The sequence below is a fragment of the Citrobacter braakii genome, assembly GCF_009648935.1.
Lineage (GTDB): Bacteria > Pseudomonadota > Gammaproteobacteria > Enterobacterales > Enterobacteriaceae > Citrobacter > Citrobacter braakii.
On record NZ_CP045771.1, the window covers coordinates 1,657,330 to 1,670,453 of the forward strand.

Sequence of the window (13,124 nt, forward strand, 5' to 3'; positions counted from 1 at the left end):
ACTCCTCAAAACAGGAAATAGCGTTGCGCCATCGGCAAAACGTCTGCCGGTTCGCTGGTGATAAGTTCGCCATCAATGCGCACCTCATAAGTCTGAGCATCGACGGTGATATTGGGTTGCAGGCCGTTGTGGATCATGTCGGCCTTTTTCACTGTCCGACAGCCTTTGACGACGGCGATGGCGCTTTGCAAATTGAGCTGCTGCGGGATGTTTTGCGCGTTAGCGGCCTGCGAAATAAAGGTCAGCCGAGTACGATGCCGCGCCGCGCCAAGTGCACCGAACATCATGCGGTAATGCACCGGCTGCGGGGTGGGGATCGAGGCGTTGATATCGCCCATCGGCGCACACGCGATCATCCCGCCCTTTACGATCGTCGCTGGTTTTACGCCAAAAAAGGCTGGGGACCACAGCACCAGATCGGCCAGTTTGCCAGGCTCAACGGAGCCAACTTCGTGGGCGATGCCGTGGGTTAGCGCCGGGTTGATGGTGTATTTGGCGACGTAGCGTTTAACGCGCTGGTTGTCGTTGTCGCCTGTTTCTTCTGCCAGCGGACCACGCTGAACCTTCATGCGGTGCGCCACCTGCCAGGTGCGCAGGATCACTTCGCCCACGCGCCCCATCGCCTGTGAATCGGACGAGGTCAGGGAAAACGCGCCAATGTCATGCAGCACATCTTCGGCAGCGATCGTTTCCCGGCGAATGCGTGATTCGGCAAAGGCCACGTCTTCGGCGATATCCGGATCGAGGTGGTGGCAAACCATCAGCATGTCGAGATGCTCGTCGATGGTGTTGACGGTATAGGGCAGCGTCGGGTTAGTGGAGGAGGGCAGAATATTCGGATGCGCGCAGGCGGTGATGATATCTGGCGCATGGCCGCCGCCCGCGCCTTCGGTGTGGAAGGTATGAATGGTGCGATCGCCAATCGCCGCCAGCGTATCTTCAACGAAACCGGACTCATTGAGCGTATCGCTGTGCAGCGCCACCTGGATATCCATCTCCTCTGCCACTTCCAGGGAACAGTTGATGGTGGCTGGCGTGGCGCCCCAATCTTCATGGATTTTCAGGCCAATGGCGCCCGCGGTGATTTGCTCGCGCAGGGCGTCAGGGTTTGAGCCGTTGCCTTTACCCAGCAAACCGATGTTAACCGGCAAGGCGTCTGCCGCCTGCAGCATGCGCGCGATGTACCACGGACCCGGCGTGCAGGTGGTGGCGTTAGTTCCTGCTGCCGGGCCGGTACCGCCGCCGATCATCGTCGTTACGCCGGAGACCAGCGCCTCCTGTGCCTGCTGTGGGCAGATCCAGTGAATATGCGTATCCACGCCGCCCGCGGTGACGATCTTGCCTTCCCCGGCGATGACTTCAGTTCCCACGCCTATCGGGATCGTGACGTCGGGCTGAATATCAGGATTACCCGCTTTGCCGATGGCGAAGATCCTGGCGTCCTTGATGCCGATATCCGCTTTCACGATCCCCCAATGATCGACGATCAGGGCGTTGGTTATCACCAGATCCACACACGCTTGCGCGCGCATTTGTCCCTGACCCATGCCGTCGCGGATCACTTTCCCGCCGCCGAATTTGACCTCTTCGCCGTAGGTGGTGAAGTCTTTTTCCACCTCAATCCACAGCTCGGTATCCGCCAGGCGTACCTTATCGCCGATGGTTGGGCCAAACATGTCGGCGTACGCCTGCCGTGAAATTTCACTCATCATTTGCCTCCAGCGCGCCCATCACTTCGCTGCGAAAACCCACGATCCTTTGTGCGCCAGCGACGCGCACCAGTTCGACTTCGCGTTTTTGTCCCGGCTCAAAACGTACCGCCGTGCCCGCAGGAATGTTTAGACGAAAGCCGCGTGCAGCCCGCCTGTCAAAGCGCAGCGCCGGGTTCACCTCGGAAAAGTGATAATGCGATCCCACCTGGATGGGTCTGTCGCCATGATTTTCCACCACGATCGTACAGGTTTCCCGCCCCTGATTGAGCGCGATATTGCCTTTGGCTATCTGATATTCACCTGGGATCATTGCCGCTCCTTAAACGATCGGGTTGTGGACGGTGACCAGCTTTGATCCGTCCGGAAACGTTGCTTCAACCTGAATATCTGGGATCATCTCCGGAACGCCTTCCATCACCTGATCGCGGCGCAGGACGTGACGCCCGTCTTCCATCAGCGAGGCCACGGTTTGACCATCGCGTGCCCCTTCCATGATGAAAGCGCTAATTAGCGCCACCGATTCCGGATAGTTCAGCTTCAGCCCGCGGGCCAGGCGACGTTCTGCCACCAGCGCGGCGGTAAACAGCAACAGCTTGTCTTTTTCTCTGGGGGTCAGTTCCATACGGGGTCTCTTAGGTTTGCCAGATTCGCGGCAGTACGGGCGGTTTGTGTGTCAAAAGCGGGCGCAGAAATTGCCAAATGTCACGCATAACGCGCTGAACAATCAGGTTGTCGTCGGCAAGAAAGCGGATCGTCAGCAGTGAGTCGTTAAGCGTTGCCCCGGCGTAATCGCCAAGCGGCGTCAGCCGCTCGCGCGTGCCTTCCAGCATGTTTTCAGTGGCCGGATAACACAGCAACGTGCCGACCCAGGGATGGTGCGCGACGCCGCTCAGCTCCCCCTTCTGCAACTGCAAGCGCTCTATCAGCAGCGGCTGCCCATTTCGCCACACTTCCAGACGGTTTTGCAGCGTGCCGTGGCTGAAGGACTCCTGCATAACCGGTCGCCCGAGGCACAGCAGATCCCAGGCCAGCAGTCGACTCTCCGACGCGATGTGAAAGACGGACTGGATAGTGGCGTTGGCGCCAGGAAAGAGGATCGTATCCTGGGGGAGCCACTCCAGCGTGGCGTGCGGCGCGAGCGTGAAATGTTGGCGCAGCAACGCCTGCGGCCCACCGCTGCGATAAAACTTTCCCGCGCCGGGCTGGGTGATTAACGCATGACTGTTTTCGTTGAGAGTTACGGCAATGTGTAGTTCATCCCCGCCGACGATCCCCGCGGGTGGATGAAGCAAATAGAGGTGGCAGACGTCCTCTTCCGGGTAAAACGGGCGCTGAACCGTCAATGGACCATGATGACGCGCCGAGGCGAGCACCGTGTTGTGCCCAGTGCGGGTGAAATGCAGATCCAGTTCGGCCTGCCAGCCCCGTGTGAGTGTCTCGTGCGCAACCGTGTCCAGAGCGTTTCCCTTATCAGCATGAGGGTGTTTGCATACAAAAAAGTATGCCTCAGCACATCGGGAAATCGATCATATGAGAAGCTTATGGATGAAGGGGCGACAATATGCCGCCCCAATGGGGTTTTACAGTATAACGAGGGGCATCCAGACCAGACCGGTAATCACCAGCAGCACAAGGAAAATCAGGCCAAAAATAGCACCGAGTCGCCAGTAATCTACCGTCGGCAAATAGCCGCTGCCGTAGTAGATAGGGCTAGGACCGGTGGCATACGGGGTCAGAATGCTGCCGAGACCAATGGCTGCGCCGACCATCAGGCAGAAGACCGGAAGTGGGATTTCCGGCATCGCCAGCGCGGCGGCAATCATCATCGGTGCCAGGGCGGAGGTATACGCCGTGGCGCTGGCAAAGAAGTAGCGCAGCAGATAGAACACCACAATGAGCGCCACCATCACCATCATCGGCGAATAGCCGCTCAACCCGTTTGCCAGCAGCTTGCCGAACCAGGTAATAAAACCGGTGTTATTGAGCCCGGTCGCCAGCGTTATCAGCGAGGCCAGCCAGAAAAAGACGTTCCACGCGGCTTTATTACTGACGATGTCATCCCAGCTAATGATGCGCAGTACCAGCATCAACGCCACTACGCTGTATCCGACCATCGCAGCGTCAATGTAATCGCCGCCGAAGATCCACAGCACCAGTGCGCCGACCATCAGCACCAACATCTTTTTCTCGCGTGCGCAGAGCGGTCCCATTGCTTTTAGCTCGGTATCCGCCCAGCGCGGAACCTGATCGCCGGATTTCAGCACCGGTGGATACAACACGTACGCCAGCCAGGGCACAATCAGCACCAGTAAAATACTCAGCGGCAGCATGCCTAAGAACCAGTCGCCCCAGCTCAGCGCCGTGTGTGACGCGCCTTTCATCAGGCCGATTAACAGCAGGTTCGGTGCCATCGCCGTTAAGAAAATGGCGCTGGTGACGCAGTCGGCGACAATGCCCATCCACATAATGTACGAGCCAATGGAGCGAGAACTGGCGCTATTGGGCTGCGAGTTATACAGCGGCGGCAGGTTGCGGATAATCGGGTAGATTATTCCGGCCCCGCGCGCGGAGTTGGACGGCGTGACGGGAGCGAGGATAAGTTCAGAGAACATCACCGCATAGCCGAGAAACAGCGTCCGGTGCCCCATCTTTTTCACCAGCATCAGCGCGATACGTCGACCGAGCCCGGTTTTCTCATAGCCGGTACCAAACATAAAGGCCGCGAAGATAAGCCAGATTACCGAGTTTGAAAAACCTGATACCGCCCATGACAGCGATTTGGCGGTAAATTTAAAACCGTCCTGCGCGAGTTGCTCCGGGCTGAACAGCAGCCACGGTGAAAGGACGGCGATGATCGAAATGCCAATCATCGCCACCACCGCGCCCGGTACAGGTTCCAGAATAAGCCCCACAATCACACCGGTAAAAACGGCAAAATAGAGCCAGGTGTGGCTCTCAAGGCCGTTGGGGACGGGCAGTACAGCAATAATGGCGATGACCACCAGCGGAGCCAGGTATCGCCACCAACCAGCTAAAGGTGCCATTGTTGTATCCCTACGAAAAGGGAGAGGCGCAGCGCCTCTCCGGGAGGGTTATTTGATGTAGTGCACGTGCTCGCAGATTTCATCGACGATAGGATCGCGACGTTCAGCGAACAGCTTTTTGTTTTCGGCGATCAGGTTATTGCCGTGGGTATCGATGGAAACGATCAGCGGGCCGAACTCTTTAACCCGACATACCCACAGGGATTCCGGCATGCCAAGTTCGGTCCAGTGTACCTCTTCGATCTCTTCAACCTGGGTTGCCGCCACGACCGCACAACCTGCCGGGAAGATTACGTGCAGCGCTTTAAACTGTTTGCAGCCTGCTTCCGTTAGCGGTCCCATGCCGCCCTTGCCGACCACCAGTTTGACGCCCGTCTGCTCGATAAAGTCTTTCTCAAACGCTTCCATACGCATGCTGGTGGTTGGGCCAACGGAGACCATCTCCCATTTTTCACTGTTCTTACGTACGATGGGCCCCGCGTGGAAAATGGCTTTGCCGTTCAGGTCATAAGGAATCGGGCGCTTCAGTTCGATCAGGCGGCGGTGACACACGTCACGGCAGGTCACCAGCGTACCGGTCAGGTAGATGACATCGCCAACGCGAATGTCGGCCAGATCTTCGGCTTTGATCGGGGTTGTGAGGATCTTTTTCATAACGCGCTCCGGGTGTGAGACAGGTTTTCGAAGGAGAGGTCAGCATGAACCAACAGCGTGCCGCGACGGTGTGCCCAGCAGCCGGTAGAAACGGCAACGCCGATAGTCGACGGATGGCGTGCGGCGGATTCGATATGCACGCCCATCACCGAGCTATTCCCGGTCAACCCTTGCGGGCCAATGCCCAGACGGTTCAGCCCTTCTTCAAGACGCAGTTCCAGTTCGGCCGCTTTTGGATTCGGATGACGTGATCCGATAGGACGTAGTACTGCTTTACGAGAAAGGACGGCGGCGGTTTCCACGGAGGTGGCAATACCTACGCCCACCAGCACCGGCGGGCAAGCGTTGACTGCCAACGTGGAGATATTTTCGAAGACAAATTTCACCACGCCCTCGTAGCCTTCAGAAGGCATTAACACTTTCGAACGTCCCGGCAGCGTACAACCGCCGCCTGCCATGTAGACTTCGATTTCCGCGTCGTCGTTATCAGGGATGATGTCCCAGGTGACCCACGGCACACCGGTACCGGTATTTTTGCCGGTATTCACTTCGTCAAAAATCTCGACCGCGTTATGGCGCAGCGGCGCTTTTACCGTGGCGTCTTCAACGGCCTGTTTCAGGATGCTTTGCAGTTCGCCCAGCAGCGGAAAACGGGAGCCGACCTTCACAAAGAACATAATCTCGCCGGTGTCCTGACAGGCCGGACGGTTCAGGTCGATAGCTTTCTGCATGTTGTCAAACATGGTGTGGTAGATGATTTTACCCATCGGCGAAGTTTCGCCTTCACGCAGCTGTTTTAATTTATCTACGACGTCATCAGGCATGCGGGTAGAAATCATGGCGGTAAAATCGGCGACAATGTTTGTCAGCGTAGTTATCGCATTTTGGTTATTTTGATTGCTCATCTTGTTAACTCCAGTTCTTTTATTTATCTGGAAATAAATTCTCCGCCACAAACTACCACTAAAAATGTGGGTTTATATTATTTGCCACTGTGAATATCCAATTAACAGATCGTGAATGATGTTCAGATAAGCAATAAAAATTGCGCAAAGGCAGGGTTTAATACGCATGAGGGAATTACACTGCAGTTAACAACTTTACGGATATACCGATCATGCTGAACACGTATCCCCTCGCGAAAGACCTGCAGGTCCTGGTTGAAATTGTTCATAGCGGCAGCTTCAGTGCCGCCGCCGCGGCGCTCGGCCAAACGCCCGCATTTGTGACGAAACGCATTCAGATCCTTGAGTCAACGCTGGGGACGACGCTGCTAAGCCGCTCCGCGCGCGGCGTGACACTCACGGAGAGTGGTCAACGTTGTTATGAACATGCGCAGGCTATTCTTGCGGGCTATCAGCATCTGGTCGATGACGTCACGCAACTCAAAACACGCCCGGCAGGGATGATTCGTATCGGCTGTAGCTTTGGCTTTGGGCGCAGTTATATTGCACCGGCTATTACCGAACTGATGCATAGCTATCCTGAATTACAGGTGCATTTTGAACTTTACGATCGGCAAATTGATTTGGCGCAGGATAATATCGATTTGGATATTCGTATTAATGACGAGATTCCGGATTATTATATTGCGCATTTGTTAACGAAAAATAGAAGAATATTATGTGCAGCGCCGACGTATTTACAAAAATACGGTGAGCCGACAACGCTGCAGGAATTAAGTCGTCATGATTGCCTGGTCACTAAAGAACGCGATATGACCCACGGGGTGTGGGAGCTGGATAACGGCCAGGAGAAAAAGTCGGTCAAGGTGGCGGGACATCTTTCCTCCAACAGCGGTGAGATTGTGTTGCAGTGGGCGCTACAGGGAAAAGGGATTATGCTGCGTTCCGAATGGGACCTGCAGCCGTTTCTGGCAAGCGGTGAACTGGTGCGCGTGCTGCCGGACTATGCGCAAAGCGCCAATATCTGGGCGGTTTATCAGGAGCCGCTGTACCGCAGCGTGAAGCTTCGGGTGTGCGTGGAGTTTCTGGCGACGTGGTGCCAGCACCGATTAGGCAAACCGGTAGAGGGGTATCACATTCCCCACGCCGGATAAGACGCTGTGGCGTCGCTATCCGACATTAAAATCACTCTGGGTCTCTTTCGCGTTTTTTCTTCAGCTTGGTCCAGATCTTTGGCTCCTGACGACGCCACAGACGCTGAATGTTGTCATGGTGGCGTAACAGAATTAAGCACGACAGCATGGACACCGGGAAAGTGTACTGGGGATTGAACCACCAGACGTAAAAGGGGGCGATCAGCGCGCTGACGATAGCGCCTAATGATGAATAGCCGCTTAATAAGACGGTCAGCAGCCAGGTTCCGGCCATCACGCCGGTTAAATCCCAACCAATCGGCGCAATTGCGCCAAAGGCGGTGGCAACGCCTTTCCCACCTTTAAAGCCGAAGAAGACCGGCCAAATGTGACCCAGACAGGCGGCGATCGCGATCAATCCCAGCCAGAAGGGGCTAATGCCTAGCGCATAGGCACCCCAGACGGGTAACATACCTTTCAGGACGTCGAAAATCAGCACCGCGACGGCGGCTCCTTTGCCACCGATGCGCAATACGTTTGTCGCGCCCGGATTCCCAGATCCGCTGTCACGCGGGTCCGGTAATCCAGCAAGGCGGCATACCAGAATAGCACTGGAAATTGAGCCACAGAGGTACGCGAAGATAATCATTCCAGGCGCGATTGCACTCATAAGCTGTTCCGTTTTGAAAATGTCGTGTAAAACGCTACTTCTGTGGATAATACGCATATTTCGCCGGAAGTGGTATCCGGGTTAGCCAAAAAGCAGGCAGGTCGTGATGGATATTGTATTTATAGAGCAACTTTCTGTAATCACCACTATTGGTGTTTACGACTGGGAACAAACGATCGAACAACAGTTGGTGTTCGATATCGAAATGGCGTGGGACAACCGTAAATCGGCTAAAAGCGATGATGTGGCTGATTGCTTGAGCTATGCTGATATTGCTCAAACGGTTGTTAATCATGTGGAAGGCGGGCGCTTTGCGCTGGTCGAACGCGTGGCGGAAGAGGTGGCGGATCTGCTGCTTAGCCGTTTTAATTCTCCATGGGTGCGGATCAAACTCAGTAAACCTGGCGCGGTAGCCCGTGCGGCCAACGTCGGGGTTATCATTGAGCGTGGCAATAATCTGAAAGAAAATAATTAAATTAATAATATCTAAACCAAACGGGTATAAAAGGGTCTTTATGTCGGCTCGTTTTCGCCGTGGTTTATCTATCTAGAGGTTCATTAATGAGTGATATGCACTCGCTGCTGGTGGCGGCAATTTTGGGTGTGGTCGAAGGATTGACGGAGTTTTTACCCGTTTCCAGTACCGGCCATATGATTATTGTTGGCCACTTGTTGGGTTTTGAGGGTGACACCGCAAAAACATTTGAGGTGGTAATCCAGTTGGGCTCTATCCTGGCGGTCGTGGTGATGTTCTGGCGACGTCTGTTTGGCCTGATTGGCATTCACTTCGGTAAGGTCCCACATGAAGGCACTGGCAAAGGTCGGCTGACGCTGGGCCATATCCTGTTGGGGATGGTTCCTGCCGTCGTACTGGGACTGATTTTCCACGACATCATCAAATCTCTGTTTAACCCGATCAACGTCATGTATGCGCTGGTGGTAGGGGGCGTGCTGCTGATTGCCGCAGAATGCCTGAAGCCGAAAGAGCCGCGTGCGCCGGGTCTGGATGATATGACTTATCGCCAGGCGTTTATGATTGGCTGTTTCCAGTGTCTGGCGCTGTGGCCGGGTTTTTCTCGTTCCGGGGCGACGATTTCTGGCGGTATGCTGATGGGAGTAAGCCGTTACGCGGCCTCCGAATTCTCCTTCCTGCTGGCCGTGCCGATGATGATGGGCGCAACGGCGCTGGATCTCTACAAAAGCTGGACGTTCCTCAGCGCATCAGATATTCCGATGTTTGCAGTTGGTTTCGTGACGGCGTTTATCGTGGCGTTGGTGGCGATCAAAACCTTCCTACAGCTGATTAAGCGCATCTCGTTTATTCCGTTTGCGATTTACCGCTTTATTGTGGCGGCTGCCGTTTACGTCGTGTTCTTCTGATTTTACTAGCTTGCCGGATAGCGGCGTTAACGCTTATCCGGCAATGCTCTGTCTACGCTTTCGGGCAACGTTGTTCTTTCCAGTCGGCCACCGCCGCGATCCGACGCCGGGTCAGTTCCTCGCGAATAGCCTGACCTTTGAATCCCGCCTCAACGACGTCTTTCGTTGGTACCGCCTGCGCAACCTGCCAGGCTTCACGCAACAGCCTGCCTTGTGGATAATCCGCCGCTTCAAAACCGGTTCGCCCACGCACGTCGGCCTCGCTGGTTAGGGCGATTTGCTCCACGCGCTGCGGTTTGCGCCAGGCATCGATGGAATCAAACAGCTTAACGATGGTTTTCGGCTGCAGGATCGGGAAGGTATGAATGAGGTCGTGGAACTCGGCTACCAGTTTGGCTAAATCACGGATGTCATTCGGCACGCGCAGGCGTTGGCACAGTTGCTCGACCAGCTTCACGCCAGCCGGACCGTGACCGTGGTGGCGTGGCCACAGCGCTTTTGGCGTCAATGCCTTGCCAAGATCGTGGCACAGCGTGGCAAAACGCACGTCGACCTCCGGACTTAACATGGCCGCCATCGACAGCGTCATCAGCGTGTGAATACCGGTATCAATTTCCGGATGCCATTGCGCGGGCGCGGGAACGCCAAACAGGGCATCTACTTCCGGAAACAGGACGTGCAGTGCGCCGCAGTCGCGCAGGACCTGAAAAAATACCTGTGGGTTGCGGGTGGTTAAAGCACCTTCTGTTTCTTTCCACACCCGCTCTGGCGTCAGGTGCTCCAGTTCCCCTGCGGCGTTCATATCGCGCATCAGCGTCATGGTTTCTTCAGCGATACGAAAACCGAGGTGCGCATAGCGGGCAGCAAAGCGCGCCACGCGCAGCACGCGCAATGGATCTTCGCTAAAGGCGGGGGACACATGGCGTAGCAGACGGTTTTCCAGATCGTCGCGTCCGTTATACGGATCGATAATCTCGCCGTCGTCATCGCGGGCCATTGCGTTGATGGTCAGATCGCGACGCTGAAGATCGGCCTCCAGCGTCACATCCGGCGCGGCGTAGCAGGTGAATCCGGTATACCCCGAGCCTGATTTGCGTTCGGTACGCGCCAGCGCATACTCTTCCCGGGTTTGCGGATGCAGAAACACGGGAAAATCGCGGCCTACCTGCTGGTAGCCCGCGTCGAGCATCTCTTGCGGCGTGGCGCCGACAACAACCCAATCTTTATCTTTAATCGGTAGCCCTAATAACGCATCCCGAACAGCACCACCGACCAGATAAATCTTCACGCCACTTTCCTTTTGAAATTATGATCCCTTAATCATATGTCAGTGCGGCGGAGAAGGCGATTCAGTTCATCCAGCGATCTTTGCGTTTACGGCTGGGGATCATGTGTGGCAGAACCAGGCCGAGCAACAAACCAAGACCTAGCACGCCGCCGCCGTACATAAACCACTGCATGATGATGGTGCGCTGTTTGTCATCAAGCTGAAGGTTGGCTGCGCTGACCTTCTTTTGCGCCACGATAAGCTCGTTCCTCAGCTTCTGGTTTTCTTGTTTCAGCCCGTCGATTACGCTGTCGCTTTGCGACACTTTTTGCTGCATATCGGCGGTGCGCTGATTCCACGTGGTGTCGATATTATTGAGCTTATCGGTCAAGGTCTTGACCTGGTTTTCCAGATCGGGAACGCGGGTACGCAGGCTCGGCGTACTGTTCAGCTCTTTCAGTGGGATCCAGGCGGTACGTCCGGTGCTGTCTTTCACCTGGGCGTAGTTAGTGTTGGCATCGGTCTGTAATAGCGTGACTTCCTCGCCGGCGTTAACCGTACCCACGAGGCGATAATTATCTCCCGGACCGCTGCGGACCCAGGTGTTCAGTTCGTCAGAAACATAGCGCTTTTCTTCGGCATGAGAGACTGCAGTGGCGCTAAGTGCGAGTAAAGTTAATCCAATCAGGCGTAATTTTGGCATCAGGCTGTCGTTATTGTCATAGAAAGTGGAACGATAGTAGTGGCATCAGTGTCTCTACGCAAAGCATTCGACATCAATCGGAATCATCTGTGTCCTTTTTGCCACCACTCGAAACTTTTACGCCCGTCAAATTGCTCGTTGCATGGCAATTTGGCGCAAAATACTATCTACTGACCATAAAGAACGAGCTTAGTTCGCAGTCAGTTTTCTCAACTGTGACATAACCCATAAGTACAAGACCATGGCCCAGGAAATCGAATTAAAATTTATCGTCAATAGTGACGCTGTAGATGCGCTACGTGAACGTCTGAATACGCTGGGGGGAGAGCATCATGCGCCCAGCCAGTTGCTGAATATCTACTACGAAACGCCCGATGCGTGGCTGCGTGGTCACGATATGGGGCTGCGTATTCGCGGTGAGAACGGTCATTACGAAATGACCATGAAAATTGCCGGACGAGTGACGGGTGGCCTGCATCAGCGGCCGGAGTTTAACGTTGCGCTGAACGCGCCAGAGTTGGATCTCTCCCTGTTTCCAACGGAAGTCTGGCCTGATGGCGAACTGCCCGCTGAACTTGCCTCTCAGGTACAGCCGCTCTTCAGCACCGATTTTTACCGTGAGAAATGGCACCTTGATATCGACGGTAGCCGCATTGAAATGGCCCTCGATCTTGGGGAAGTGAAAGCGGGCGAGTTGGCTGAACCTATCTGTGAGCTTGAACTGGAGCTGTTAAGCGGCGATACCCGTGTGGTATTGAAGCTGGCAAACCAGCTGGTATCGCAAACCGGTTTACGCCAGGGCAGCCTGAGTAAAGCGGCGCGCGGCTATCATCTGGCTCAGGGGAATGCACCGCGTGAACTCAAACCGACGCGCATTTTGAAGGTTCCGGCAAAAGCGAGTATTGAGCAAGGGCTGGAAGCGGCGCTGGAGCTGGCATTATCACAGTGGCAGTACCATGAAGAGCTGTGGGTGCGCGGCGTCAAAGGGGCGAAAGCCGAGGTGCTGGCTGCGATGGGCCTGGTGCGTCACATTCTGATGCTGTTTGGCGGTAATGTGCCGAGAAAAGCGAGTGCTCACTTACGTGATTTGCTGACCCAGTCGGAAGCGATCATTGCGTCTGACGTTTCTGCCGTTTCCGCGGTTTACAGCACGCAAACGGCGATGGCCAAGCTGGCGCTGACCGAATGGCTGGTGACCAAAGGGTGGCAGCCGTTCCTTGATGCGAAGGCGCAGGCTAAAATAGCCGACTCCTTTAAGCGTTTCTCGGATACCCATCTCTCGCGCCATGCCGCTGAATTGAAAACAGCTTTTGCTCAGCCGCTGGGCGATCAGTACGCCGATCAACTTCCGCGCCTGACGCGCAATATTGATAGCATGCTGATGCTGGCGGGATACTACGACGAAAATGTCGCATCGGAATGGATCGCCACCTGGCAGGGTTTACGTCACGCCATTGCGTCTAACCAATACATTGAAATTGAACACTTCCGCAACGAGGCGATTGCTTTGGAACCGTTCTGGCTGCACAGCGGAAAACGATAATCAGGGTGAGGCCGGGATGCCTGATGGCGCTGCGCTTATCAGGCTTACGCGATGGGCGAAAGCGTCATGCAGGCTGGATAAGGCAACATGCCGCTGCCCGGTACTATTCAAAG

The 13,124-nt window shown here is 55.2% G+C and carries 14 protein-coding genes; 4 read left to right on the forward strand and 10 right to left on the reverse strand.

Going from position 1 to position 13,124, the window contains the following annotated elements; all coding sequences use genetic code 11:
• Positions 1-5: 5 nt before the first annotated feature.
• From ureC to ttdA, 7 genes are all read right to left on the reverse strand, one after another.
• Complete coding sequence (gene ureC / locus GFC06_RS07775; protein ID WP_153690734.1) at positions 6-1,709, reverse strand: urease subunit alpha; 1,704 nt, start codon at positions 1,707-1,709, stop codon at positions 6-8.
• Positions 1,702-2,022 carry an urease subunit beta gene (locus GFC06_RS07780; RefSeq protein ID WP_016154543.1) on the reverse strand — a complete coding sequence of 107 codons (321 nt, stop codon included), beginning with the start codon at positions 2,020-2,022 and terminating at the stop codon, positions 1,702-1,704. The genes ureC and GFC06_RS07780 overlap by 8 nt, the downstream gene beginning before the upstream one ends.
• 9 nt (positions 2,023-2,031) lie before the next feature.
• Positions 2,032-2,334, reverse strand: a complete 303-nt coding sequence (locus tag GFC06_RS07785) for an urease subunit gamma (protein ID WP_016154542.1) — start codon at positions 2,332-2,334, stop codon at positions 2,032-2,034.
• 10 nt (positions 2,335-2,344) lie between these two features.
• Positions 2,345-3,169 carry an urease accessory protein UreD gene (locus GFC06_RS07790; RefSeq protein WP_200011998.1) on the reverse strand — a complete coding sequence of 275 codons (825 nt, stop codon included), beginning with the start codon at positions 3,167-3,169 and terminating at the stop codon, positions 2,345-2,347.
• 123 nt (positions 3,170-3,292) lie between these two features.
• Positions 3,293-4,756 carry an anion permease gene (locus tag GFC06_RS07795; protein WP_153689999.1) on the reverse strand — a complete coding sequence of 488 codons (1,464 nt, stop codon included), beginning with the start codon at positions 4,754-4,756 and terminating at the stop codon, positions 3,293-3,295.
• A 48-nt stretch (positions 4,757-4,804) separates the two neighbouring features.
• Entirely contained in the window at positions 4,805-5,410 is a 606-nt protein-coding gene (gene ttdB / locus GFC06_RS07800; RefSeq protein ID WP_047499219.1) for a L(+)-tartrate dehydratase subunit beta, read from the reverse strand.
• Positions 5,407-6,315 (reverse strand): L(+)-tartrate dehydratase subunit alpha, encoded by a 909-nt coding sequence (ttdA, locus tag GFC06_RS07805; protein ID WP_016154538.1) that lies wholly within the window; start codon positions 6,313-6,315, stop codon positions 5,407-5,409. Before ttdA ends, ttdB begins: the two co-directional genes overlap by 4 nt.
• A gap of 212 nt (positions 6,316-6,527) precedes the next feature.
• Here ttdA and ttdR point away from each other — a divergent pair, with 212 nt between their 5' ends.
• Positions 6,528-7,469 (forward strand): L-tartrate utilization transcriptional activator TtdR, encoded by a 942-nt coding sequence (gene ttdR / locus GFC06_RS07810; RefSeq protein WP_016154537.1) that lies wholly within the window; start codon positions 6,528-6,530, stop codon positions 7,467-7,469.
• Positions 7,470-7,500: 31 nt separating this feature from the next.
• On the opposite strand, the gene plsY is transcribed toward ttdR, so the two are convergent.
• Positions 7,501-8,118 carry a glycerol-3-phosphate 1-O-acyltransferase PlsY gene (plsY, locus tag GFC06_RS07815; RefSeq protein ID WP_103767162.1) on the reverse strand — a complete coding sequence of 206 codons (618 nt, stop codon included), beginning with the start codon at positions 8,116-8,118 and terminating at the stop codon, positions 7,501-7,503.
• A 106-nt stretch (positions 8,119-8,224) separates the two neighbouring features.
• On the opposite strand from plsY, the gene folB reads away from it, so the two are divergent.
• A complete protein-coding gene (folB, locus tag GFC06_RS07820) occupies positions 8,225-8,593 on the forward strand; it encodes a bifunctional dihydroneopterin aldolase/7,8-dihydroneopterin epimerase (RefSeq protein ID WP_003828442.1) in 369 nt (122 codons plus the stop codon).
• A gap of 86 nt (positions 8,594-8,679) precedes the next feature.
• Positions 8,680-9,498, forward strand: a complete 819-nt coding sequence (bacA, locus tag GFC06_RS07825) for an undecaprenyl-diphosphate phosphatase (protein ID WP_016154535.1) — start codon at positions 8,680-8,682, stop codon at positions 9,496-9,498.
• A gap of 52 nt (positions 9,499-9,550) precedes the next feature.
• On the opposite strand, the gene GFC06_RS07830 is transcribed toward bacA, so the two are convergent.
• Positions 9,551-10,786 carry a multifunctional CCA addition/repair protein gene (locus tag GFC06_RS07830; protein WP_047358654.1) on the reverse strand — a complete coding sequence of 412 codons (1,236 nt, stop codon included), beginning with the start codon at positions 10,784-10,786 and terminating at the stop codon, positions 9,551-9,553.
• A gap of 61 nt (positions 10,787-10,847) precedes the next feature.
• Positions 10,848-11,468 carry a TIGR04211 family SH3 domain-containing protein gene (locus GFC06_RS07835; protein WP_016154533.1) on the reverse strand — a complete coding sequence of 207 codons (621 nt, stop codon included), beginning with the start codon at positions 11,466-11,468 and terminating at the stop codon, positions 10,848-10,850.
• 241 nt (positions 11,469-11,709) lie between these two features.
• Between GFC06_RS07835 and GFC06_RS07840 the strand changes: the two genes are divergently transcribed.
• Positions 11,710-13,011 (forward strand): CYTH domain-containing protein, encoded by a 1,302-nt coding sequence (locus GFC06_RS07840; protein ID WP_103767098.1) that lies wholly within the window; start codon positions 11,710-11,712, stop codon positions 13,009-13,011.
• Positions 13,012-13,124 lie beyond the last annotated feature (113 nt).

Excerpts from the sequence above, each read along its gene's own strand:
- bacA (WP_016154535.1), top strand. The coding sequence starts at position 8,680 with ATGAGTGATATGCACTCGCTGCTGGTGGCGGCAATTTTGGGTGTGGTC.
- ttdR (WP_016154537.1), top strand. The coding sequence starts at position 6,528 with ATGCTGAACACGTATCCCCTCGCGAAAGACCTGCAGGTCCTGGTTGAA.
- ureC (WP_153690734.1), bottom strand. The coding sequence starts at position 1,709 with ATGAGTGAAATTTCACGGCAGGCGTACGCCGACATGTTTGGCCCAACC.
- GFC06_RS07780 (WP_016154543.1), bottom strand. The coding sequence starts at position 2,022 with ATGATCCCAGGTGAATATCAGATAGCCAAAGGCAATATCGCGCTCAAT.
- ttdA (WP_016154538.1), bottom strand. The coding sequence starts at position 6,315 with ATGAGCAATCAAAATAACCAAAATGCGATAACTACGCTGACAAACATT.
- GFC06_RS07835 (WP_016154533.1), bottom strand. The coding sequence starts at position 11,468 with ATGCCAAAATTACGCCTGATTGGATTAACTTTACTCGCACTTAGCGCC.
- GFC06_RS07795 (WP_153689999.1), bottom strand. The coding sequence starts at position 4,756 with ATGGCACCTTTAGCTGGTTGGTGGCGATACCTGGCTCCGCTGGTGGTC.
- GFC06_RS07785 (WP_016154542.1), bottom strand. The coding sequence starts at position 2,334 with ATGGAACTGACCCCCAGAGAAAAAGACAAGCTGTTGCTGTTTACCGCC.
- plsY (WP_103767162.1), bottom strand. The coding sequence starts at position 8,118 with ATGAGTGCAATCGCGCCTGGAATGATTATCTTCGCGTACCTCTGTGGC.
- folB (WP_003828442.1), top strand. The coding sequence starts at position 8,225 with ATGGATATTGTATTTATAGAGCAACTTTCTGTAATCACCACTATTGGT.
- ttdB (WP_047499219.1), bottom strand. The coding sequence starts at position 5,410 with ATGAAAAAGATCCTCACAACCCCGATCAAAGCCGAAGATCTGGCCGAC.
- GFC06_RS07840 (WP_103767098.1), top strand. The coding sequence starts at position 11,710 with ATGGCCCAGGAAATCGAATTAAAATTTATCGTCAATAGTGACGCTGTA.